This is a genomic window from Arthrobacter sp. Bi26 (assembly GCF_918697925.1).
Classification (GTDB): Bacteria; Actinomycetota; Actinomycetes; order Actinomycetales; family Micrococcaceae; genus Arthrobacter.
Window position 1 is genome coordinate 19950 of sequence record NZ_CAKKMF010000002.1, and the last position, 16933, is coordinate 36882.

At 64.5% G+C, this 16933-nt stretch carries 14 protein-coding genes and 2 pseudogenes; 7 read left to right on the forward strand and 9 right to left on the reverse strand.

The genetic code is table 11. From position 1 onward, the window contains the following. Positions 1-181: 181 nt before the first annotated feature. Complete coding sequence (locus tag LQV16_RS00715; protein ID WP_229992106.1) at positions 182-1063, reverse strand: DUF4192 family protein; 882 nt, start codon at positions 1061-1063, stop codon at positions 182-184. Between the two features lie 491 nt (positions 1064-1554). Between LQV16_RS00715 and LQV16_RS00720 the strand changes: the two genes are divergently transcribed. From LQV16_RS00720 to LQV16_RS00730, 3 genes are all read left to right on the forward strand, one after another. After that, positions 1555-2331 (forward strand): electron transfer flavoprotein subunit beta/FixA family protein, encoded by a 777-nt coding sequence (locus tag LQV16_RS00720; RefSeq protein WP_229992107.1) that lies wholly within the window; start codon positions 1555-1557, stop codon positions 2329-2331. An 11-nt stretch (positions 2332-2342) separates the two neighbouring features. Further along, a complete protein-coding gene (locus LQV16_RS00725) occupies positions 2343-3320 on the forward strand; it encodes an electron transfer flavoprotein subunit alpha/FixB family protein (RefSeq protein ID WP_229992017.1) in 978 nt (325 codons plus the stop codon). Positions 3321-3814: 494 nt separating this feature from the next. After that, on the forward strand, positions 3815-5008 hold the full coding sequence (locus LQV16_RS00730) for a cytochrome b/b6 domain-containing protein (RefSeq protein WP_356815639.1): 1194 nt from the start codon (positions 3815-3817) through the stop codon (positions 5006-5008). Positions 5009-5107: 99 nt separating this feature from the next. Here the strand turns inward: LQV16_RS00730 and LQV16_RS00735 are convergent, their stop codons facing one another. After that, on the reverse strand, positions 5108-5422 hold the full coding sequence (locus LQV16_RS00735) for a hypothetical protein (RefSeq protein ID WP_229992020.1): 315 nt from the start codon (positions 5420-5422) through the stop codon (positions 5108-5110). A gap of 258 nt (positions 5423-5680) precedes the next feature. On the opposite strand from LQV16_RS00735, the gene LQV16_RS00740 reads away from it, so the two are divergent. Beyond that, on the forward strand, positions 5681-7045 hold the full coding sequence (locus LQV16_RS00740; RefSeq protein ID WP_229992022.1) for a glutamine synthetase family protein: 1365 nt from the start codon (positions 5681-5683) through the stop codon (positions 7043-7045). After that, positions 7045-8187 carry an amidohydrolase family protein gene (locus tag LQV16_RS00745; RefSeq protein WP_229992023.1) on the forward strand — a complete coding sequence of 381 codons (1143 nt, stop codon included), beginning with the start codon at positions 7045-7047 and terminating at the stop codon, positions 8185-8187. The genes LQV16_RS00740 and LQV16_RS00745 overlap by 1 nt, the downstream gene beginning before the upstream one ends. 8 nt (positions 8188-8195) lie before the next feature. On the opposite strand, the pseudogene LQV16_RS00750 reads toward LQV16_RS00745, so the two are convergent. From LQV16_RS00750 to LQV16_RS00775, 6 genes and pseudogenes are all read right to left on the reverse strand, one after another. Beyond that, positions 8196-8333, reverse strand: a pseudogene (locus LQV16_RS00750) (aldo/keto reductase); the annotation flags it as partial. Between the two features lie 105 nt (positions 8334-8438). Next, positions 8439-9977: an alpha-N-arabinofuranosidase gene (locus LQV16_RS00755; protein ID WP_229992025.1), complete on the reverse strand. Its 1539-nt coding sequence runs from the start codon at positions 9975-9977 to the stop codon at positions 8439-8441. A gap of 55 nt (positions 9978-10032) precedes the next feature. Next, positions 10033-10929, reverse strand: coding sequence for a carbohydrate ABC transporter permease (locus tag LQV16_RS00760; protein ID WP_229992027.1), 897 nt, complete (start codon positions 10927-10929; stop codon positions 10033-10035). Between the two features lie 2 nt (positions 10930-10931). Further along, entirely contained in the window at positions 10932-11891 is a 960-nt protein-coding gene (locus LQV16_RS00765; RefSeq protein WP_229992028.1) for a sugar ABC transporter permease, read from the reverse strand. Between the two features lie 27 nt (positions 11892-11918). Then, positions 11919-13253 carry an extracellular solute-binding protein gene (locus LQV16_RS00770; RefSeq protein ID WP_229992034.1) on the reverse strand — a complete coding sequence of 445 codons (1335 nt, stop codon included), beginning with the start codon at positions 13251-13253 and terminating at the stop codon, positions 11919-11921. 193 nt (positions 13254-13446) lie between these two features. Then, a complete protein-coding gene (locus LQV16_RS00775) occupies positions 13447-14445 on the reverse strand; it encodes a LacI family DNA-binding transcriptional regulator (RefSeq protein WP_229992035.1) in 999 nt (332 codons plus the stop codon). Positions 14446-14622: 177 nt separating this feature from the next. Here LQV16_RS00775 and LQV16_RS00780 point away from each other — a divergent pair, with 177 nt between their 5' ends. Continuing rightward, the gene (locus tag LQV16_RS00780; protein ID WP_229992036.1) at positions 14623-15879 is read left to right on the forward strand and encodes an FAD-binding protein; all 1257 of its coding nucleotides are present in this window, start codon (positions 14623-14625) and stop codon (positions 15877-15879) included. Positions 15880-15997: 118 nt separating this feature from the next. After that, a pseudogene (locus tag LQV16_RS00785) lies at positions 15998-16120 on the forward strand (glycoside hydrolase family 3 C-terminal domain-containing protein); the annotation flags it as partial. A gap of 274 nt (positions 16121-16394) precedes the next feature. Here the strand turns inward: LQV16_RS00785 and LQV16_RS00790 are convergent. Further along, positions 16395-16874 (reverse strand): hypothetical protein, encoded by a 480-nt coding sequence (locus LQV16_RS00790; RefSeq protein WP_229992037.1) that lies wholly within the window; start codon positions 16872-16874, stop codon positions 16395-16397. Positions 16875-16933 lie beyond the last annotated feature (59 nt).

Here is a 16933-nt window from a genome sequence, read left to right on the forward strand (position 1 = left end):
CCTGGGGTGTCGGACGGCGGGGTCCTTAACCCTAGCGGGAGTTCCTGCGCATTCGCCGGTGTTGGGGCTGCGCCAGCGTTACCGGCGGCCGGCGCAGCGGCGTGGCGGCGTGGCGGAGGCCGGCGCGCACCTGGGGAGGATTCCGACGAGTAAGGCCGGACCCTGATGTGTGGGCCCGGCCTCAGTTCCTCCGGTTAGCGGTTCTTGGGCGGGCGTAGGACTTTTCCGGGTTCCGCGCGCAGTCAGCGACGAGTCCGCGGTTCACGAGTTCGGCCAGCAGCAAGGCGAGGCGGTAGTCGGTGGCGTCGTCCAGTGCCAGCTTGAAGTACCGGGCGGCGAAGCTGGACTTGCCTTTGAGCCATTCCAGCCAGCCGATCAGGCACAGCATCGGGGCACGCTGTCCTTCGGGGGTTGCCTTCATCAGTTCGAACGCGACTTCCTGGGCGGTATCCACGCGTGCCCAGTCCGGGCGGGCAGGGAACACTCCAAGCATGACGGCCGTGAACTGATCCGGTGCACTGGTGATGACGTCAGTCATCAGGCAGTCTCGAGCGGTGGGGTGCTGGAATGCTCCTGCCAGTTCCTGCGCGATCCGGGCGGTCAGGGTGGCGGGGTTCCCCAGCACCTGGGCCCACGCGTCGCGACTGTTCTCCAGCCCTTCAGGCCATCCATCGGGGCGGTAGGCCGCGATGGCTTCGCGGGTTCCCGCGTCCCCGGTGAACGGTGCCGGTTCCGTGAATCCGCTGACGTTGCTTCCGGCGTAGATCACGGCGGCGTTTCCGGTGCTGGCGGTGATCGCGTCCAGGGGCTGCTCAGAACAGCACAGCGGGTTGGTGCAGAGGTAGTTCATCCAGACTTCGGCGGTCACCATCCACGCGTCCCGCAACGGAATCCCTGCGGTGGCCCGTTCGGTGCGCAGTGCGGCGACGTGATCGGAGTAGGAGCGCGGGATATTTGAGCTGTTTTCGTCGGCGTAGCCGACCGGCGTCCGGGCGTAGGCCAGCGGGTCGGTGCCGAACGGGGCGTCCATGCGGAGCGTGGCACGGAGCTGGTTTCCCTGCATGGTCAGCACGCGGCGGTCTTGCTAACACTCTTCACAAGAAACCTCCATCCTTTGGTTGCGTAAAGGCTGGCCGGCGCATCTTGGGGGCAGGCGCCGACCAGCACTTACAGCGGAAGGCCGGCCGGATGCCTGGTGGGGGTCCAAGCTCCGGCGGCGCTTACAAAGCCGTAATCGCTGGGGAACCCCGAAAGGTTACGCACCAATCGGAGTTTCTTTTTTCTTCCTTCGGCGCCTCTCCCTGCGTGTGCGGGAAAAACGCGAGGATGTCGTCGGCGGCGGAGAACCGCGAAGTCCCTGATGCCATGGCCGTCGCCGACTCGAACGTCATGGCTCTGATCACCTCCGGCATGAGCACCGCCTAGGACGAAGAGCAGACACCGCAACTCGCGACACGGGCTCTGTCCGACAGGAAGGGCGCCACTTTCGTAGACTCAATGGAGATCCGACACGTCTCCTCTGTAGAGACAAGCCCGCCACAGGAAGAACCATCGATGAAGATTATCGTCCTAGTAAAGGAGGTCCCCGACACGTACGGGGACCGAAAACTGAACCTTGAAACAGGCCTCGCCGATCGAGAAGCCAGCGAGACAGTCATTGATGAGATCGGTGAGCGGGCCTTGGAGCTGGCATTGACGTACGCCGACGCGAACGAGGGCACTGAGGTCGCAGTCCTCTCCCTCGCCCCCGAGGGTGCGACGGCAACGATACGCAAGGGGCTGGCGATGGGAGCGGGCAGCGCCACCCACATCTCCGACGAGGCGCTCCGGGGTGCGGATCTTGGACTTACCGCCGAAACCCTCGCGGCAGCGATCCGTCGCGTTGAGTTTGACCTTGTGATCACCGGCAACGTCTCCACCGATGGATCCGGCGGCATGATTCCCGCGATGCTCGCAGAATTGCTTGACGTGCCGCTTGCTACCGGCCTCAGCTCCGTACAGATCAGCGACGGCGCGGTGTCCGGCTCCAGGCCCGTTGAATCCGGCGTGCAGCAGGTATCGGCGACCCTGCCGGCGGTGATTTCCATTACCGAGGCGCTTCCCGGGCCGCGCTTCCCGAACTTCAAAGGAATTATGGCCGCGAAGAAGAAGCCCGTTGAGGTGCTGACCCTCGCAGACCTCGGGGTCACGGCCGACAACCCGGACGCGGCGCGTTCGATCATGCTGACCGTTGCAGAAAAGCCCCCGCACGCGGCGGGCGTCAAGATCATTGACGAGGGTGATGCCGGCGAGAAGCTCGCCGACTTCCTCATCGAAAACCGACTGGCCTAAGGACTAACGACATGACTGATTTTCCTCGTGACGCAATCCTCGTCGTCGTAGAAGCCCAGGCTTCGGGTGAACTCGAGAAGGCAGCCCCCGGACTCTTCGGCGCTGCCGCTGCCGTTGGCACGCCAGTTGCCTTGGTACTTGCCGCACCCGGTGCCGGGAGCGCCGCCGAGGCCGCGGTCCTCGGTGCCGCGCACGTACTGATCGCCGAGACGCCGGATCCGTCAGCGCTCGGAGTGCCGAGCGTTGACGCGCTTGCCGCCGCCGTGGAGCAGGTGCAGCCGGACGCGATCCTGATTTCGCATTCCCTGAATGGGCGCGACCTTGCCGGCCGTTACGCTGCACGTTCGCGTGCGGCGATCTCTGCCGATGCGATCGGCGTATCACGTGATGACGAGGGCGTCGTGGCACACCACTCCGTCTACGGCGGTGCCTACAACGTGACGTCAACGTCCACGTTCGGGGCGCCCGTCATTACGGTCCGCCAAGGCTCCGTCGATGCACGTGCCACGGCTCAGCCGCAGGCGTCGGAGACCTTGGCCGTGACGCCCTCCGGGAAGCCGGCCGCCCGGATCGACTCGTTCGAGGAGGCAGTTGCCGCCACCTCGCGGCCGGAGCTGCGTGGTGCCGCCAAGGTTGTCGCGGGTGGCCGCGGCCTCGGGTCGGAGGAACAGTTCGCCCTCGTCGGACAGCTCGCCGATACCCTCGGTGCAGCCGTTGGTGCCTCGCGCGCCGCGGTGGATGCGGGCTACATCCCGCAGTCGCATCAGGTCGGCCAGACCGGGGTTTCCGTGTCGTCACAGCTGTATATCGCGCTGGGCATTTCCGGCGCGATTCAGCACCGGGCCGGCATGCAGACCGCGAAGACGATCGTCGCCATCAACAAGGATTCAGACGCGCCGATCTTCGAGATCGCCGACTATGGTGTGGTCGGCGACCTCTTCAAGGTTGTGCCCCAGCTGATTAGCGCCCTTGAGGCTCGGAAGAAGTAAAGATGGCAACTCAGTCTCGGTCCATCCGGCGTGGCCTGCCGCGCGTCGAAGGCGGTGACCCCTGGCCTCCAGCAGGCGAGGCGCCCGCCCGCATTGTCACGGCAGGAACGGCCGCCGCGCCGGCGTCTGATTCAGGGGCGGGACCGGTCACCGCCGGGCCAGCGGCCGCCGCGCCCCCCGCGCCCGCGGCTGCCGCCGCTGCCTTGGAAACGGCACCGGGTGCGACGGCGGTGTCCGCTCCGGTCCCGGCCGTGAGCTCCGGCGCCGCGGTGCCGCGGCAGCTTCGCCGCGGCCTGCCCCGCCTGCCGGGCGGCGAACCTTGGCCGCCAGCAGGCGAGGTTCCGGTATCAGTGGCGGCTCTGTCCGGGGCTCCCGCCGCAGGCGCGCCGGCCGCAGCTGCTGTTACGGCTGCTGCCGCAGGTGCTGCTGAGAAAGCAGTGCCGGCAGCAGCGTCGACTGCAGTTGCCCCGGCCACCGCACCCGTCCCACTGGCAATGGGAACCACGTCGCTTCGCCGCGGGCTTCCCCGCGTGCCGGGCGGCGAGCCGTGGCCGCCGGCTGGACTTGCGCCGTCGCCCGCTGCCGCCCCTGCGGTGCAGGCGGAGCCCGAACTCATCGCTCCGGCCCATCCCTCGGCCCCGGCTGCCAGTGTGGTGGAGACCGTTGCCGAGGCGGAGCCGCCGGCGGTCGCGAGTGCACCCGCGGTCCCCGCCGCCCCTCCCGCCGCGCCGGCACCGGCACCGGCTGCCGTTACTGAAAAGCCCGTGAGGCCAAAAGCCGAGCCGAGGCTTTACGGGTCGCGCACCCTGGGTCAGTGGATCAAGCTCGTCGTGCTCCTCGCCGTCGGCGCCGTGGCCGCCGCAGCAATTCTTGTGCTCGCCGCGCGCGGTGTGACGACGCTGCCGGGCGTGTCGGAGTTCCTCGAAAAGTACCCCGGCGCGTACGACCTGCCCGATACGGCCGAGCCCGGGTTCCCGTGGTGGGCGCAGTGGGCGCACTTCTTCAACATCTTCCTGATGGTGCTCATCATTCGCTCCGGCTACCAGGTGCGCACTGAGCAGAAGCCACCCGCGTTCTGGACGCCGAAGCGCGGTGGCAAGAAGATCAGCATCAACCTTTGGCTGCACCAGTCGCTGGATATTCTGTGGCTGGCCAACGGACTCATCTTTGTGGTGCTGCTGTTTGCCTCGGGCCGCTGGATGCGAATCGTACCGACCAGCTGGGAGGCGTTCCCGAACACACTCTCCGCGCTCCTGCAGTACATGACACTCGACTGGCCCGTTGAGACCGGCTGGGTGAACTACAACAGCCTGCAGCAGCTCATGTACTTCCTCGTGGTGTTCATCGCGGCCCCGCTCGCGGCGATCACTGGTGTGCGCATGAGCGAGTTCTGGCCGAAGGACGCGAAGGCGCTGAACAAGATCTACCCGGTGGAGGTTGCGCGCGCGATTCACTTCCCGACGATGCTGTTTTTCGTGCTGTTCATTCTCATCCACGTGTTCCTGGTGTTCGCGACCGGTGCGCTGCGCAACCTGAACCACATGTTCGGCGGCACCGACGTGGTGAACTGGGTCGGCTTCTGGCTCTTCGCGGCCGCAATCGCCGTCACGGCGGCCGGGTGGTACGCCGCCCGCCCGCTCGTGCTCGCACCAATCGCGAAGCTGTTCGGTCAGGTGAGCAGCCGCTAGGCTTCACCGCCTACACAGGGAGGATCCCGCGCCATACACAGCTCAGGCTCTCTGGCACGGGATCCTCACCTGTCGTGATCCTGATCCAACGGGTCGCTTCTAGCCCGGCGGAGGGAGGGCACCATAGGTATTTGGCACCGCATGGGGATTGACCGGCCGGTCCTCGTCGGCTGAGGAGGGCTCCCTGGTGTCGTAGCTGCGCGCCGTTCGCAGGTTCCGGGGTCGTTTGTGCAGACCCACCGCGACAAAACCGAGCCCACCGACCAGAAGACCCAGTCCGAGGACGAACAGCGCCACCGCACCCTGTCCTGCGATGCCCGAGAACACGTCAAACAACGGCATCGGCAGGACGAACACCGTGGCCGCCAGGGCTATTGAGCCCACTGCAATTTGCCATGTCCCCTTGGGCTTCATGGTTCCCCCTCCATGTCTTGCGTGTCAGCCTTGCGCCCCAGTAAACCCGACGCGTGCTCATTTAGAAAGGGCCGCCACGGACACCGAGTAAGGGGAGACGTCGCGGACGACGGCGGGACTTCCCGACGTCGTCCGCTGGCGTGGGGTGCCGCTCCCCTACAGCGCCGGCCAGCCGCCGTCGAAGGCAGCGGCGCAAGCCAAAAGTCGGCACATCTTTCGAACCTTTCATTGGACGGGGAGTCGCCGCATGATAGGCGCATGACCCTAAACGCATCAGCCGACGAATCCGCCGTTGCGAAAGCTCAGCGCGAGCTCGAAGCGGCCGGCGTCCGCACCGTGATCGGCACGGTGGTGAATGCTGCGGGCATCACGCTGGCCAAGAGCGTTCCGTTAGCCCGGCTCAAAGCCTTCCACCAATCCGGGATGGGCGCTGCCCCCGTCTGGCATGTCTTCACCATCGACGGCGGGATAGCGTTCACGGACAGCATCACCACCGTTGGCGATATGCGCCTCAAGATCGATATCACGGGACTCCGTGTCCTGCGGGGTGGCCGGGCATGGGCACCAGGCAGCCTTTTCGAACAGGACGGAGCCGCGTCTCCGGCCTGCGCCCGCGGCCTTCTGGCCGATGTCGACGGCAGCCTCGATGAGGCCGGATACAAGGCACTTGTGGGCCACGAACTTGAATTCTTCCTCGTCGCCCTGGACGGTTCAGCGCTGGAAACCGCGCCCTGGGTTCCGTACGGGGCAACCGGGCTCCTGGACCAATCGGAATTCCTCGATGATCTGCTGTCAGTTCTGAACCATGCCGGCATTCCCATGGAGCAGATCCACGCCGAGTACGGCAGAAACCAGTTCGAGTTTTCCCTTCCCCCTGCTTCGCCGGTTCAGGCCGCGGACACCGTGGTCCTTTCCAAGATCATCGTTGGCATCGTCGCCCGGGCCCACAGCATGCAGGCCTCGTTCTCCCCGTTGCCCTTTTCCGGCACCGTCGGAAACGGTGCCCACCAGCACTTTTCGCTCCACAAGGACGGCATGCCGCTGTTCTCCGGCGGCAGCGGACCGCACGGCATCTGCGCTGAGGGAGGCGCTGCCATTGGGGGCATCATTGCGGGACTCCCCGACGTCCAGGGTTTTCTCACGGGATCAGTCTTGTCCGGAAGCCGCTTGGCACCTGGCACGTGGTCGGGCGCCTACTTATGCTGGGGCCTGGAAAACCGGGAAGCCTCGGTGCGCTTTCTGAACGAGGGAAACAGTAATCCGCACGGAGCCAACGTCGAAGTGAAAATCGTCGACCCGTCGGCAAACGTGTATCTGGCCTCCGCGTCCATCCTGGCACTCTCCCTTGACGGCATCCGCGGCGGGCGCAGGCTTCCGGCAGAGATCACGGGTGACCCCGGACGGCTATCGGAAGACGAGCGGCACCGGGCCAATATCCGGCTGCTCGCAGACTCCCCCGCCGCCATCATCGACACGCTGGACACGTCGCGCCTTGCACGCGGGCTTCTGGGAGACGCCATCGTCGATGCCACGGTGGCCGTCCGGCGCTACGAACAGCGAATCTCCGCGGAACTCTCGCCGGACGAGCTTGCCGAACGCTTTCGACTTGCCTGGTCGATCTAATGGCAGGCGGCTTTTTTGCGGACTTTGTCGAACAAGTCAGCCTTATTGATCACCACGTGCATGGCGCGTTTCACGCCGCCGGCGATGAGGCACGCTTTCAGAACTCGCTCAATGAAGGGAACACCGAACCGCTGGCCAACCCGGAGGACGCCTACAACACACAAATCGGGCTCGCCTTCCGTCGCTGGTGCAGCGGCATTCTTGATTTGCCACGCCACGCTTCCCCAGCGGACTACTGGAGCCGGCGCTCCGCGCTTGGGGAACTCGAGGTCAGCCGGCGCATGACCCGCGCTGCCGGGGTGAGTGACTGGCTGATCGATACAGGATTGGATGCCGCTGACTACCTCGGCACGGCCGGCATGGCCGACGTCTCCGGCGGGCGAACCCACGAGATCGTTCGGCTGGAACTGGTCGCCGAGGCGCTGATCCAGGAGATTGCCAACCCGGCAGATTACGTTGAAGAGTTCGGTCACCGGCTTCACGAGCTCACCCGCAGCGCCGTGGGCGTCAAGACGGTTCTCGCCTACCGCGCAGGATTCGACCAGAATCTCAGCCGGCCAACACCGGCTGCGGTCACTGAAGCGGCCCGCCGTTGGCAAGAGAACCTCCGCACCGGCACCAATGCGAAGCTCACCGACGTGACACTCATTGCCCACGGGATTCATACGGCGGTGTCGATGAAGCTTCCTCTGCAATTCCATGTCGGATTCGGGGACCGCGACCTGGACCTCCACAAAACCAATCCCCTGTACCTCTTGGACTTTCTCCGGTCCCCCGACGTCCGGGACACACCCATCATGCTGCTCCACTGCTATCCATTCGAGCGCGAAGCCGGCTATTTGGCCCACGCCTTTGAAAACGTCTACCTCGATGTGGGCCTTGCCGTGAACTTCACCGGGGCACGGAGCCCTGACCTGGTGGCCCGCTCGTTCGAGCTGGCCCCCTTCACAAAAGTCCTTTACTCCTCCGACGCCTTCGGCCCAGCGGAACTTCACTACCTCGGAGCGAGACTGTGGCGCAACGCAATCACCAAGGTAGTCGGCGGATGGATCGACGACGACGACTGTTCAGAGGCGGATGCCCGCAAGATCGTGCAACTCGTCGCACGCGACAACGCCCGCCGCGTGTACGCGCTTCCCTGAGCGGCCTGGCCGTTGAATTCGGCCGGGTGGGGGCCGGTGCGGCCGTCCCGCCCAAGGCCGTCTACGACTGCCAGCTCGTCCGCGGAAAGGTCGAAGCCGAATACGTCCAAGTTCTCGCAGATCCGCGCCGGTGTGACCGACTTGGGATAATGATTCGTCCCTGCTTCGCGCAAAGTCAACGTCGGCGGGAGCTTCTTGGGCTCCCGCCGACGTCCTCGTAAAGCTGGCCTAAAGCTGCTGCGGGCATGTGCTCAGTTCTTGATGACCTCCAGCTCAATCACAGCCCAGGACAGCGCCGGCAGCGTTGCCCGAAGTTCGGAGCCGCTCGCCTTCGCCCCTGCCAGCGGCCGGAGCCCCACCTGGTCCGGGCTGCCCTGAGTATTGACCGTGAAACGGTCCCCGCCTTCGGGTATTTCCAGGACCTCCGCGCGGAGAACTTGGCGGGCGTCAAAGCCGCGCAGGGCGACTTCAATATCTGCCGCTTCCTCCAGTCCGCGGTTGGCGAAGAACAGCGCCACCCGGCCCGTTTCCTCGTTCCACGTCGCACTGACATCCACGAGGTCGGTGCCGCCGAACCGCGCATTTTCGTACTTGTCCGAGTCAACGGACAGGCGCAGGATCTGGCCCTTGGCCAGTTCGGCCATGCGCGCGAAGGGGTGGAAGATGGTCTGCCGCCAGGCCGGGCCGTTTTCCTCGCTGAGGATCGGGGCGATGACGTTGACCAGCTGTGCCTGGTTGGCGATCTTGACCCGGTCGCCGTGGCGGAGCAGCGAGTTGAGCAGGGTTCCGACGACCACGGCATCCGTCACGTTGTACTTGTCCTCAATGACCCTGGGGTGCTCACGCCAGCCGGCCTTGGCCACCTGATGCGGCTGGTCCTCGGTGTCGAGGCCGCGCTGGTACCAGACGTTCCACTCGTCGAAGGACAGGTTGATGGTCTTCTTGTGCTTTCCCTTCGCGCGGACGGCATCGGCAGTTGCGATGACTGATTCGATGAAATAGTCAGTGTCCACTGCGCTGGCGAGGAAGCTGCCAACGTCGCCCTCATGCTCCTGGTAGTAGGCATGCAGCGAGACGTAATCCACTTCCTCGTAGGCGTGGGTCAGCACTGTCTGTTCCCAGGCTCCGAACGTGGGCATGCCGGAGCTGGAGCTTCCGCAGGCCACCAGTTCGATGTCCGGGTCCACGAACCGCATCGCTTTGGCCGCCTCCTGGGCCAGCCGGCCGTACTCGTCCGCGGTCTTGTGGCCGATCTGCCAGGGCCCGTCCATTTCATTGCCGAGGCACCACAGCTTGATGTTGAACGGGTCCTTATGCCCGTTCTTGGCGCGCAGGTCCGACAGATAGGTCCCTCCGGGATGGTTCGCGTACTCCACGATCTCGCGCGCCGCATCCACACCCCGGGTGCCCAGGTTGATGGCTTCCATGATTTCGGTCCCTGCCTGGCGTGACCAGTCCACGAACTCGTGCAGTCCGAAGGCGTTCGTCTCCAGGGTGTGCCAGGCGCCGTCGAGCCGTCGTGGGCGGCCTTCCCGGGGACCTACCCCGTCTTCCCAGTTATATCCGGACACGAAGTTGCCGCCGGGGTAGCGGATGACAGTGGCCCCGAGTTCCTTGACGAGCTTGAGCACGTCCTGGCGGAAACCGTTTTCGTCGGCCTCCGGGTGGCCCGGTTCGTAGATTCCGGTGTAAACGCAGCGGCCCATGTGCTCAACGAAGGAGCCAAAAAGGCGGCGGGGCACTTCCCCGATGGTGAAGTCTCGGTCCAGGGTGATTCGTGCGCGGGACATGTGGCGTATCTCCTTTTGGTTGAACAGGTTCGTTGGAAGTAATCGGAGGTCAGGTTCAGGTGCCGGCGAGCCCGGTGGTCGCAACGCCCTTGATGATCTGGCGCTGGAAGAACAGGAAGACCAGGATGAGCGGCAAGGCCGCGAGCAGTGCGGATGCCATGTTTTGCGCGTACTGGATGCCATAGGCACTCTTAATGGTCTGCAGTCCAACCGGAAGGGTCAGGATGGACCCATCGTTCGTGGAGATGAAGGGCCAGAGGAAGTTGTTCCACGCGCTGATGAAAACGAAGATCGCGACGGCGGCGAGAATGGGGCGTGAGAGCGGCAGGATGACCTGAATGAAGATCCGCATCCGGCTGGCACCATCCATCACCGCAGCTTCCTCGAGTTCACGCGGGATCTGATCAAAGAACTTTTTGAGCACGAACACCATGGCGGGGTGGATGACCTGCGGCAGGATGACGGCCCAGGCCGTGTCGATCATGTGGAGCGCCACCATCTGATAGAACAGCGGAATCATCAGCACTGGCGGCGGGATGATGATCGAGGCGATGATCACCGTCATCAGGACTTTTTTGCCCCGGAAATCGATGCGGGACAAGGCGTAGGCGACCAGCGCGGAGATGACCAGCGTGATCGCGGTGATGGCGGCCGAGGTGTAGAGGGAATTCCACGTCCACAGCGGGATATTGCCGTCTTGGAACACTTTGACGAAAGCATCCGCGGTAAAGCCCGACGGCGGGATCCAGCTGACCTTCGGCGCTGCGGCGTCGGTCTCGGACTTGAAGGCGGTAACCGTGGCCCAGGCGAAGGGAACGAGCCACAAGACTGCCAGGAGCGCCGCGACCGCGGTGACGGCGGCCTTGCCGGCCGTGATCTTCCTGCGGGGTTTTCGGGCCGCTGCTGCGCCGGCGGTGTGCGGGGCGGGGCGGGTGAGTGTCTGGGTTGCCATGGTTATGCACTCCTGCGGCGCGTGATGACGAACTGCATGACCGAGACGATCACGATCAGCCCGAAGAAAATGTAGGAGACGGCTGCGGAGTAGCCCAGCCGGTAGCCGGTAAACCCGGTTTCGAAGATGTACTGCACCACTGGCCTGGTGGAACCGCTGGGGCCGCCAGCCGTCATCTGGTACACCTGATCAAAGATTTTCAGTGATGCCAGAATCTGGAGGAGGACGATCATCACGGTGGTCGGAGCCAGCTGCGGCAGGGTGATGGAGAAGAACTGCCGCCAGGCTCCGGCCCCGTCCAGGGATGCCGCCTCGTAGTGCTGGTGGGGGATGTTCTGCATGGCCGCCAGGTACAAGAGAAAGTTGAAGCCGACGGTCCACCACAGCGTGGCGATGACGATCGCCCACATCGCCACGTTCGGGTCGTTCAGCCAGGCCACCTTCGGAAGCCCGATTTTCGCCAGGGAGTCGTTGATCAGCCCCAGCTGCGGGTTGTACATCCAGGTAAAGAACAGTGAGACCACGGTCGAGGCGAGCAGGTACGGCGCAAAGTAGGAGAGCCGCCACAGCCATTGCGCGGGCAATCCGACGTTAAGCAGGGCGGCCATGATCAAGGCGACGATCACCAAGGGAACCGTGCTTATCACCGTGAAGTAGAGCGTGTTGCCCAGGGAACGCCACATGTCCGCATCGGCCAAGGCCTCGGCGTAGTTGGCCAGGCCAATCAGGTTGTCGTTGGCGCCAGTAAGGGACTTGCCTGTCAGGCTCATGAAAAGGCCGTAAAGAATGGGCCAGACCAGGAAGACAAGGAAGAACGCCAGGAAAGGGGCGGCGAAGCCCCAGCCGGTCAGGTTGTCCCTGGCTTGACGGGACGGGGCCGGACCGGGCTGTGGACGGGTCCGGGTTGGACTGGAAGATGCCGTACGCTCTGCGCTCCGGCTGGATGTTGCTAAGGAACTCATCAGGGACTCCTTTGTCACTCGGGTGGCTCAGACCGGGTTGGGCCGGGAGAGAAGGGTGTTGGTGCGGCGCACGAATGCGTCCCAACCGTCGGCGGCCTTGTCGCGGCCGAGGAGTACGTTCTGCACGTTTTCCGCAAAGTAGGTTTGCCAGTCCGAGCCGGAGCCGCTGAACCAGGATTCCGGATCGTAATTGATAATGTCCGCCGCGTTGGCGTAGTGAATCTGGGGAGTGAGTTCCCGGTACGCATGTGACTGCACAATCGGCTGATAGGCCGGAATGTGTCCGGCTTCCGCCCAGGACAGCGACCCCTTGAGGACATCGCTCACGAACTTGTACACGTCGCGCCGCTTCCCGTCGTCGGCGTTTAGTTGCCGCGGCAGGACAAAGGAATGAGAGTCAGCATAGGCAGCCGGCGTCCCGTAGAGCGTGGGGATAGTTGCCGCGTCGACCGGCAGACCGGCCTTCTTGAAGGTGGGGAGTTCCCAGACGCCGCTGAAGAGCATGCCAGAACCGCCACGGGCAAATTCGGCGATGCCCGTACTGATGTCCCCGCTCTTGGCGGCTATGGTGTCGTCGAACAGTGATGCCATGAATTCCAGGGACTCGACCGCCGCATCCCTGTCAGCCTTCATCGGTTGCCCCGGGGTGAGTTCCATGTCCACACCGTGCTGCTTGTAGAGGGTGTAGAAGAGACGCCACATCTGGGACCCGCTGCCAAGGTAGCCGAAGGACAGGCCGTGCGCCTGTGTCACCTTCTGCATCTCGCGGGCCATCGAGAGGAACTCCTGCGGGGAACTTGCAGCCTGCAGTTGCCCGTCGGCGGCCAGCACCCCGGCCTTGCCGGCGACGTCGGTGTTGTAGAACATGACGAACGGGTGCGAGTCCAGGGCGATGGAAAAAACCTGGCCGTTCTGCTGGCTCTTGTCCCAGATCCTCGGTGCGAAGCTCTGGGAAGTCACGCCGTGTTCTGCCAGCAAGGACATGTCCCACGGGTCAATGAGTCCCCCTGGGGCGTAGCCGGGGACCCGGCTGGCATGCATGATGGCCAGTTCCGGCGGGCGGCCTCCGGCTGACGCCATCGCCAGCTTGGTGTAGTACGGCGGACCCCACGCCAGGACGGTCGGATGGACGGTGAAACCGGGGTTGCCGGCGTTCGCCTTACTGATCATTGCCTGCATCTTGATGCCGTCACCGCCGGACAGCAGATGCCAGAACGCAATGTCCCGCACGGCCGCCGCCGAGGCGGTACCGCCGCAGCCCGTGAGACCGGCCGCCGCGAACACGCTGCCGAGAGCCGCCGAACCTGCCAGTAACTGCCGCCGGGTCACTTGCTTGCCGGCAAAAAAGTCAATCTGCTTCACCCGTCACTCCTTTGGATGGGTCCGCTGAAAATAATCCTGATGGCACAAAACACTGCCGTTCCGGTGCGCTGAAATCCCGGGAGCGGCAGGTGCGATGTGACGCGGGACTCACATTACATCGATGTAAAACGGACCACAAGAGAAAATTGTTAGCGTGAACAATCTGATGCAGCCATCTCATTTGGGAGCGCGTTTAGCCGCTGCTGTCCCGCTCCACGATTTTGTAGTCGACGGTGACCACCCTCTGCTCGCCGACACGGTCAGCCATCCGCTCGGTGAGCAGGCGGAGGGCTTCGCTGGCCACCCGGCGCTTGTCGAAGGAAACGGTGGTGAGGGATGGCACGGCATACTGCCCGTCGGCGATATCGTCAAAGCCCGCCACGGCAACGTCGGACGGAACGCTGATTCCCCTCTTCCACAACACGCTCATCGCGCCAATGGCCATGGAGTCGGTGAAGCAGAACAGCGCCTCGGGGAGCGGGTGGGAGTCCAGATAGGAGGCGAGCGCGACGGCAGCCGTGTGTGGTGTCCATTTTTCGCACGGGATGAGCAGTGAGTCGTCCCGGTCAATGCCGAGCTCTTCGAGCGCGGCACGGTAGCCACGGGTCCGCAGGATTGCCGCGGCGGAGCCTCGGCCTTCCGCAGTTCCGAGCACGGCAATACGACGCCGGCCGGTCCTGGCAAGCGCCAGGGTCATGTCACGGGCGGCAGCAACGCTGTCCACCCACACACGGTCGGCCAGCTTCTGGGACACCTCACCCAGCAGGACCACCGGGGGCAGTGAGACTCCCACCTTGACGGCACTCTCATCCAGCACCACCGGGTTGAGGATCAGGCCATCAATGAGGTTGGACCGCGCGCGGGACATCAGTTCGTATTCGCGCCGGGGATCGGAACCGGTTTCCTCGATCTGGACGCTCCAGCCTTGCTCGTGGGCAACTTCCACCACGTTGTGCGCAATCTCGGCCGAGTAAGGGGTCGCCAGGTCCGGTAGGGCCAGGGCGATAACACCCGACCTGCCGTTGCGCAGTCCGCGGGCGGAAAGGTTGGGCACATAATCGAGTTCCAGAATGGCCTGCTCCACCTTGACCCTGGTGGCTCCGCTGACCGGAACAATCCCGTTCATCACGTTCGAGACAGTCTTGGGTGAGACGCCGGCACGACGCGCGACGTCCTTGACCGTTGCGCGCACTGCTCCCCTTTCAAAGCATCCTGGGCCAAAGCCAAGCGGCCAATGGCTGCTGCTGCGGATGACCTGCTGACGATGTTACCCGTCTCGGCGGGCTGCGGCGGGTAACGTCTTGACAGGAAAATTGTTAGCGCTCACAGTGGTGAGAGCGAAACGTACCTTCACCGGAAAGCCGAATGAATGAAGAACTGGGCAGGCAACCTCAACTACTCATCAGCGGACGTTATGCGCCCGGCGTCGGTGGCTGAACTCGCCCGCGTGGTGGAGCGCGCCGACCGGGTCAAGGCCCTGGGATCGCGGCACTCCTTCAACCGCATGGGGGACACCGACGGTGTGCACGTGCTGCTGGACGCCCTGCCGCAGCACATCGAACTGGACTCAGAACGGAAGACGGTCCGCGTCAGCGGCGGCGTGAGCTACGGCGCCCTGTGCCGCACGTTGCAACAGTCCGGCGTCGCCATCCACAATCTGGCTTCGCTGCCCCACATTTCCGTGGCAGGAGCAGTCCAGACGGGCACCCACGGCTCTGGTGTGAACAACCCCGCCTTGGCCGGGGCGGTGGAGGGCATTGAGCTGGTCCGGCCCTCCGGCGAGCAGGTATCGCTGACCCGCGCGGACGGAGAGGAGTTTTTGGGCAGCGTGGTGGGTCTGGGCGCCCTTGGCATCGTCACCGGCCTCCAGCTTGCCGTCCGGCCGAGCTTCAGCATGCGCCAGCGTGTTTTGGAGAACCTGCCGTGGGAACGGGCACTGGCGGACTTCACTCAGCTGGTGTCCAGCGCCTACAGCGTGAGTCTATTCACCGATTACGCAGGCGATTGCATCAGCCAAGTCTGGCTCAAGGCGGTGGACTCGGAGCCTCCCATCGGTGAACTGTTCGGCGCCACGGCCGCCATCTGCCCCCGGCACCCTTTGCCGGGGATGTCGGCCGAGAACTGCACAGTCCAGATGGATGAGCCCGGGCAATGGCTGGACCGGCTGCCGCACTTCCGCCACGAGTTCACGCCCAGCAAGGGTGAGGAACTGCAGAGCGAATTCCTCCTGCCGCTGGAGCAGGCCCCTGCTGCACTCCAGGTGGTGCGGAGTCTGGCGGACAAACTTGCACCCCTGCTTTATGTCTCGGAAATCCGGACCGGCGCCGCAGATGAATTCTGGCTCAGCCCCTTCTACCGGCAGCAGAGCGTTGCCCTGCACTTCACCTGGAAGCCGCTGCAGCCGCAGGTGGAAGCCGTTCTGCCGCAGCTCGAGGACCTGCTTCGGCCGTTCGGGGCCAGGCCGCACTGGGGCAAGCTTTTCACGCCCGGCGGTCACGACTGGGAGTCCCTCTACCCCCGCTTTGCGGACTTCCGCGCGCTGGCATCGGCGCACGATCCGGAGGGAAAATTCCGCAACGGGCTGCTGGACAGCATCCTCGGCGTCCCGGTGGTGAACTCACGCTAAGCGGCTGGCCACACGGCTTAAGCGCTCCAGCACACACAACCAGTCCTGCAGACGGTCGACGGCGGGACGTCCCGCCGTCGTCCGTCTGCGTTTCTACGGCGCGGAACGGGGCCAGTCAGCCGCCGCCATCATCGAAGCGTTCAGCCCCGGCATGCAGGGCGGCCGGGCCATCGCCGAACTTGTCCTCGGCCTGGTCGACCCCACCGGGCGTCTCCCGATCTCCTTCGCCCGCCACGCCGGCGTTTGAGAAGTAGATACCTACCGAGCGGACGACGGCGGCACGCGCCGGCGTCGTCCGCTTGCGTTTAGTGCCGCACTTTTACAGCGCCGACCGGCGGCGGAAACCCAGGTCCGCAACTATCGGCGCGGCATTAGAAATGCCAACTCCGCAACGCACAGTAAGAACATGAAATCACTACTAAGCGATGACGTCGTCGCCGTACGTGGCGTCTTAACAGATCACACCCGGTCGATATTCATGCTCTTGGGCTAACAGGCCCGGAGTCTTGATCGCCTCAGGTCCGGTCCTCGGGTGGTGGGGTGGTGTCCGCCTCGGGGTTCGCGCCGCTGGTACGCTGCGCATTCACGGCGGGGACCGGTTCCTCATGGGCCGGCCGAAAAAAGTGCCAGGCCGCGAGTCCCACGGTCACCGCGACGGCCACCGCCCCGGCGATCAACCAGGCTTTCCCGGACGCTGTCCGCCTTGACTTAGCCGGCGCCGGGGCAACATTAGGTGCGACCCGCTTCAGACCTTCGTGGACACGGGGAACCAGAGTTTCCACTCCGCCGGCGAGTTCGTCAGCGAGCCGCCGCAGACCGGCCTGGATCCTCGGGGACGCGGATTCAATCCCGGCATCAAGCCCCTCGACCACTTTTTGCAATGCCGCCTCGACCTCGGGAGTGGCCCACTCCTTCCCCTTGGTGAGCTGAGAAATGAGGTTCTCTGAAAGATGGCGGACCTGATCGGCCTGGGCCGTGGGTTTTGCCGTGCGCATCGGTGCCTCCTCGGTGTGATGAATGCCCATAGCCTACGGCGGCCGGCGCCATCGAAAAA

What these genes read in the sequence shown, in the direction of transcription:
- LQV16_RS00715 (WP_229992106.1), bottom strand. Translation starts at nt 1,063, where the DNA reads ATGCAGGGAAACCAGCTCCGTGCCACGCTCCGCATGGACGCCCCGTTC.
- LQV16_RS00720 (WP_229992107.1), top strand. Translation starts at nt 1,555, where the DNA reads ATGAAGATTATCGTCCTAGTAAAGGAGGTCCCCGACACGTACGGGGAC.
- LQV16_RS00725 (WP_229992017.1), top strand. Translation starts at nt 2,343, where the DNA reads ATGACTGATTTTCCTCGTGACGCAATCCTCGTCGTCGTAGAAGCCCAG.
- LQV16_RS00730 (WP_356815639.1), top strand. Translation starts at nt 3,815, where the DNA reads ATGGGAACCACGTCGCTTCGCCGCGGGCTTCCCCGCGTGCCGGGCGGC.
- LQV16_RS00735 (WP_229992020.1), bottom strand. Translation starts at nt 5,422, where the DNA reads ATGAAGCCCAAGGGGACATGGCAAATTGCAGTGGGCTCAATAGCCCTG.
- LQV16_RS00740 (WP_229992022.1), top strand. Translation starts at nt 5,681, where the DNA reads ATGACCCTAAACGCATCAGCCGACGAATCCGCCGTTGCGAAAGCTCAG.
- LQV16_RS00745 (WP_229992023.1), top strand. Translation starts at nt 7,045, where the DNA reads ATGGCAGGCGGCTTTTTTGCGGACTTTGTCGAACAAGTCAGCCTTATT.
- LQV16_RS00755 (WP_229992025.1), bottom strand. Translation starts at nt 9,977, where the DNA reads ATGTCCCGCGCACGAATCACCCTGGACCGAGACTTCACCATCGGGGAA.
- LQV16_RS00760 (WP_229992027.1), bottom strand. Translation starts at nt 10,929, where the DNA reads ATGGCAACCCAGACACTCACCCGCCCCGCCCCGCACACCGCCGGCGCA.
- LQV16_RS00765 (WP_229992028.1), bottom strand. Translation starts at nt 11,891, where the DNA reads ATGAGTTCCTTAGCAACATCCAGCCGGAGCGCAGAGCGTACGGCATCT.
- LQV16_RS00780 (WP_229992036.1), top strand. Translation starts at nt 14,623, where the DNA reads ATGAAGAACTGGGCAGGCAACCTCAACTACTCATCAGCGGACGTTATG.
- LQV16_RS00790 (WP_229992037.1), bottom strand. Translation starts at nt 16,874, where the DNA reads ATGCGCACGGCAAAACCCACGGCCCAGGCCGATCAGGTCCGCCATCTT.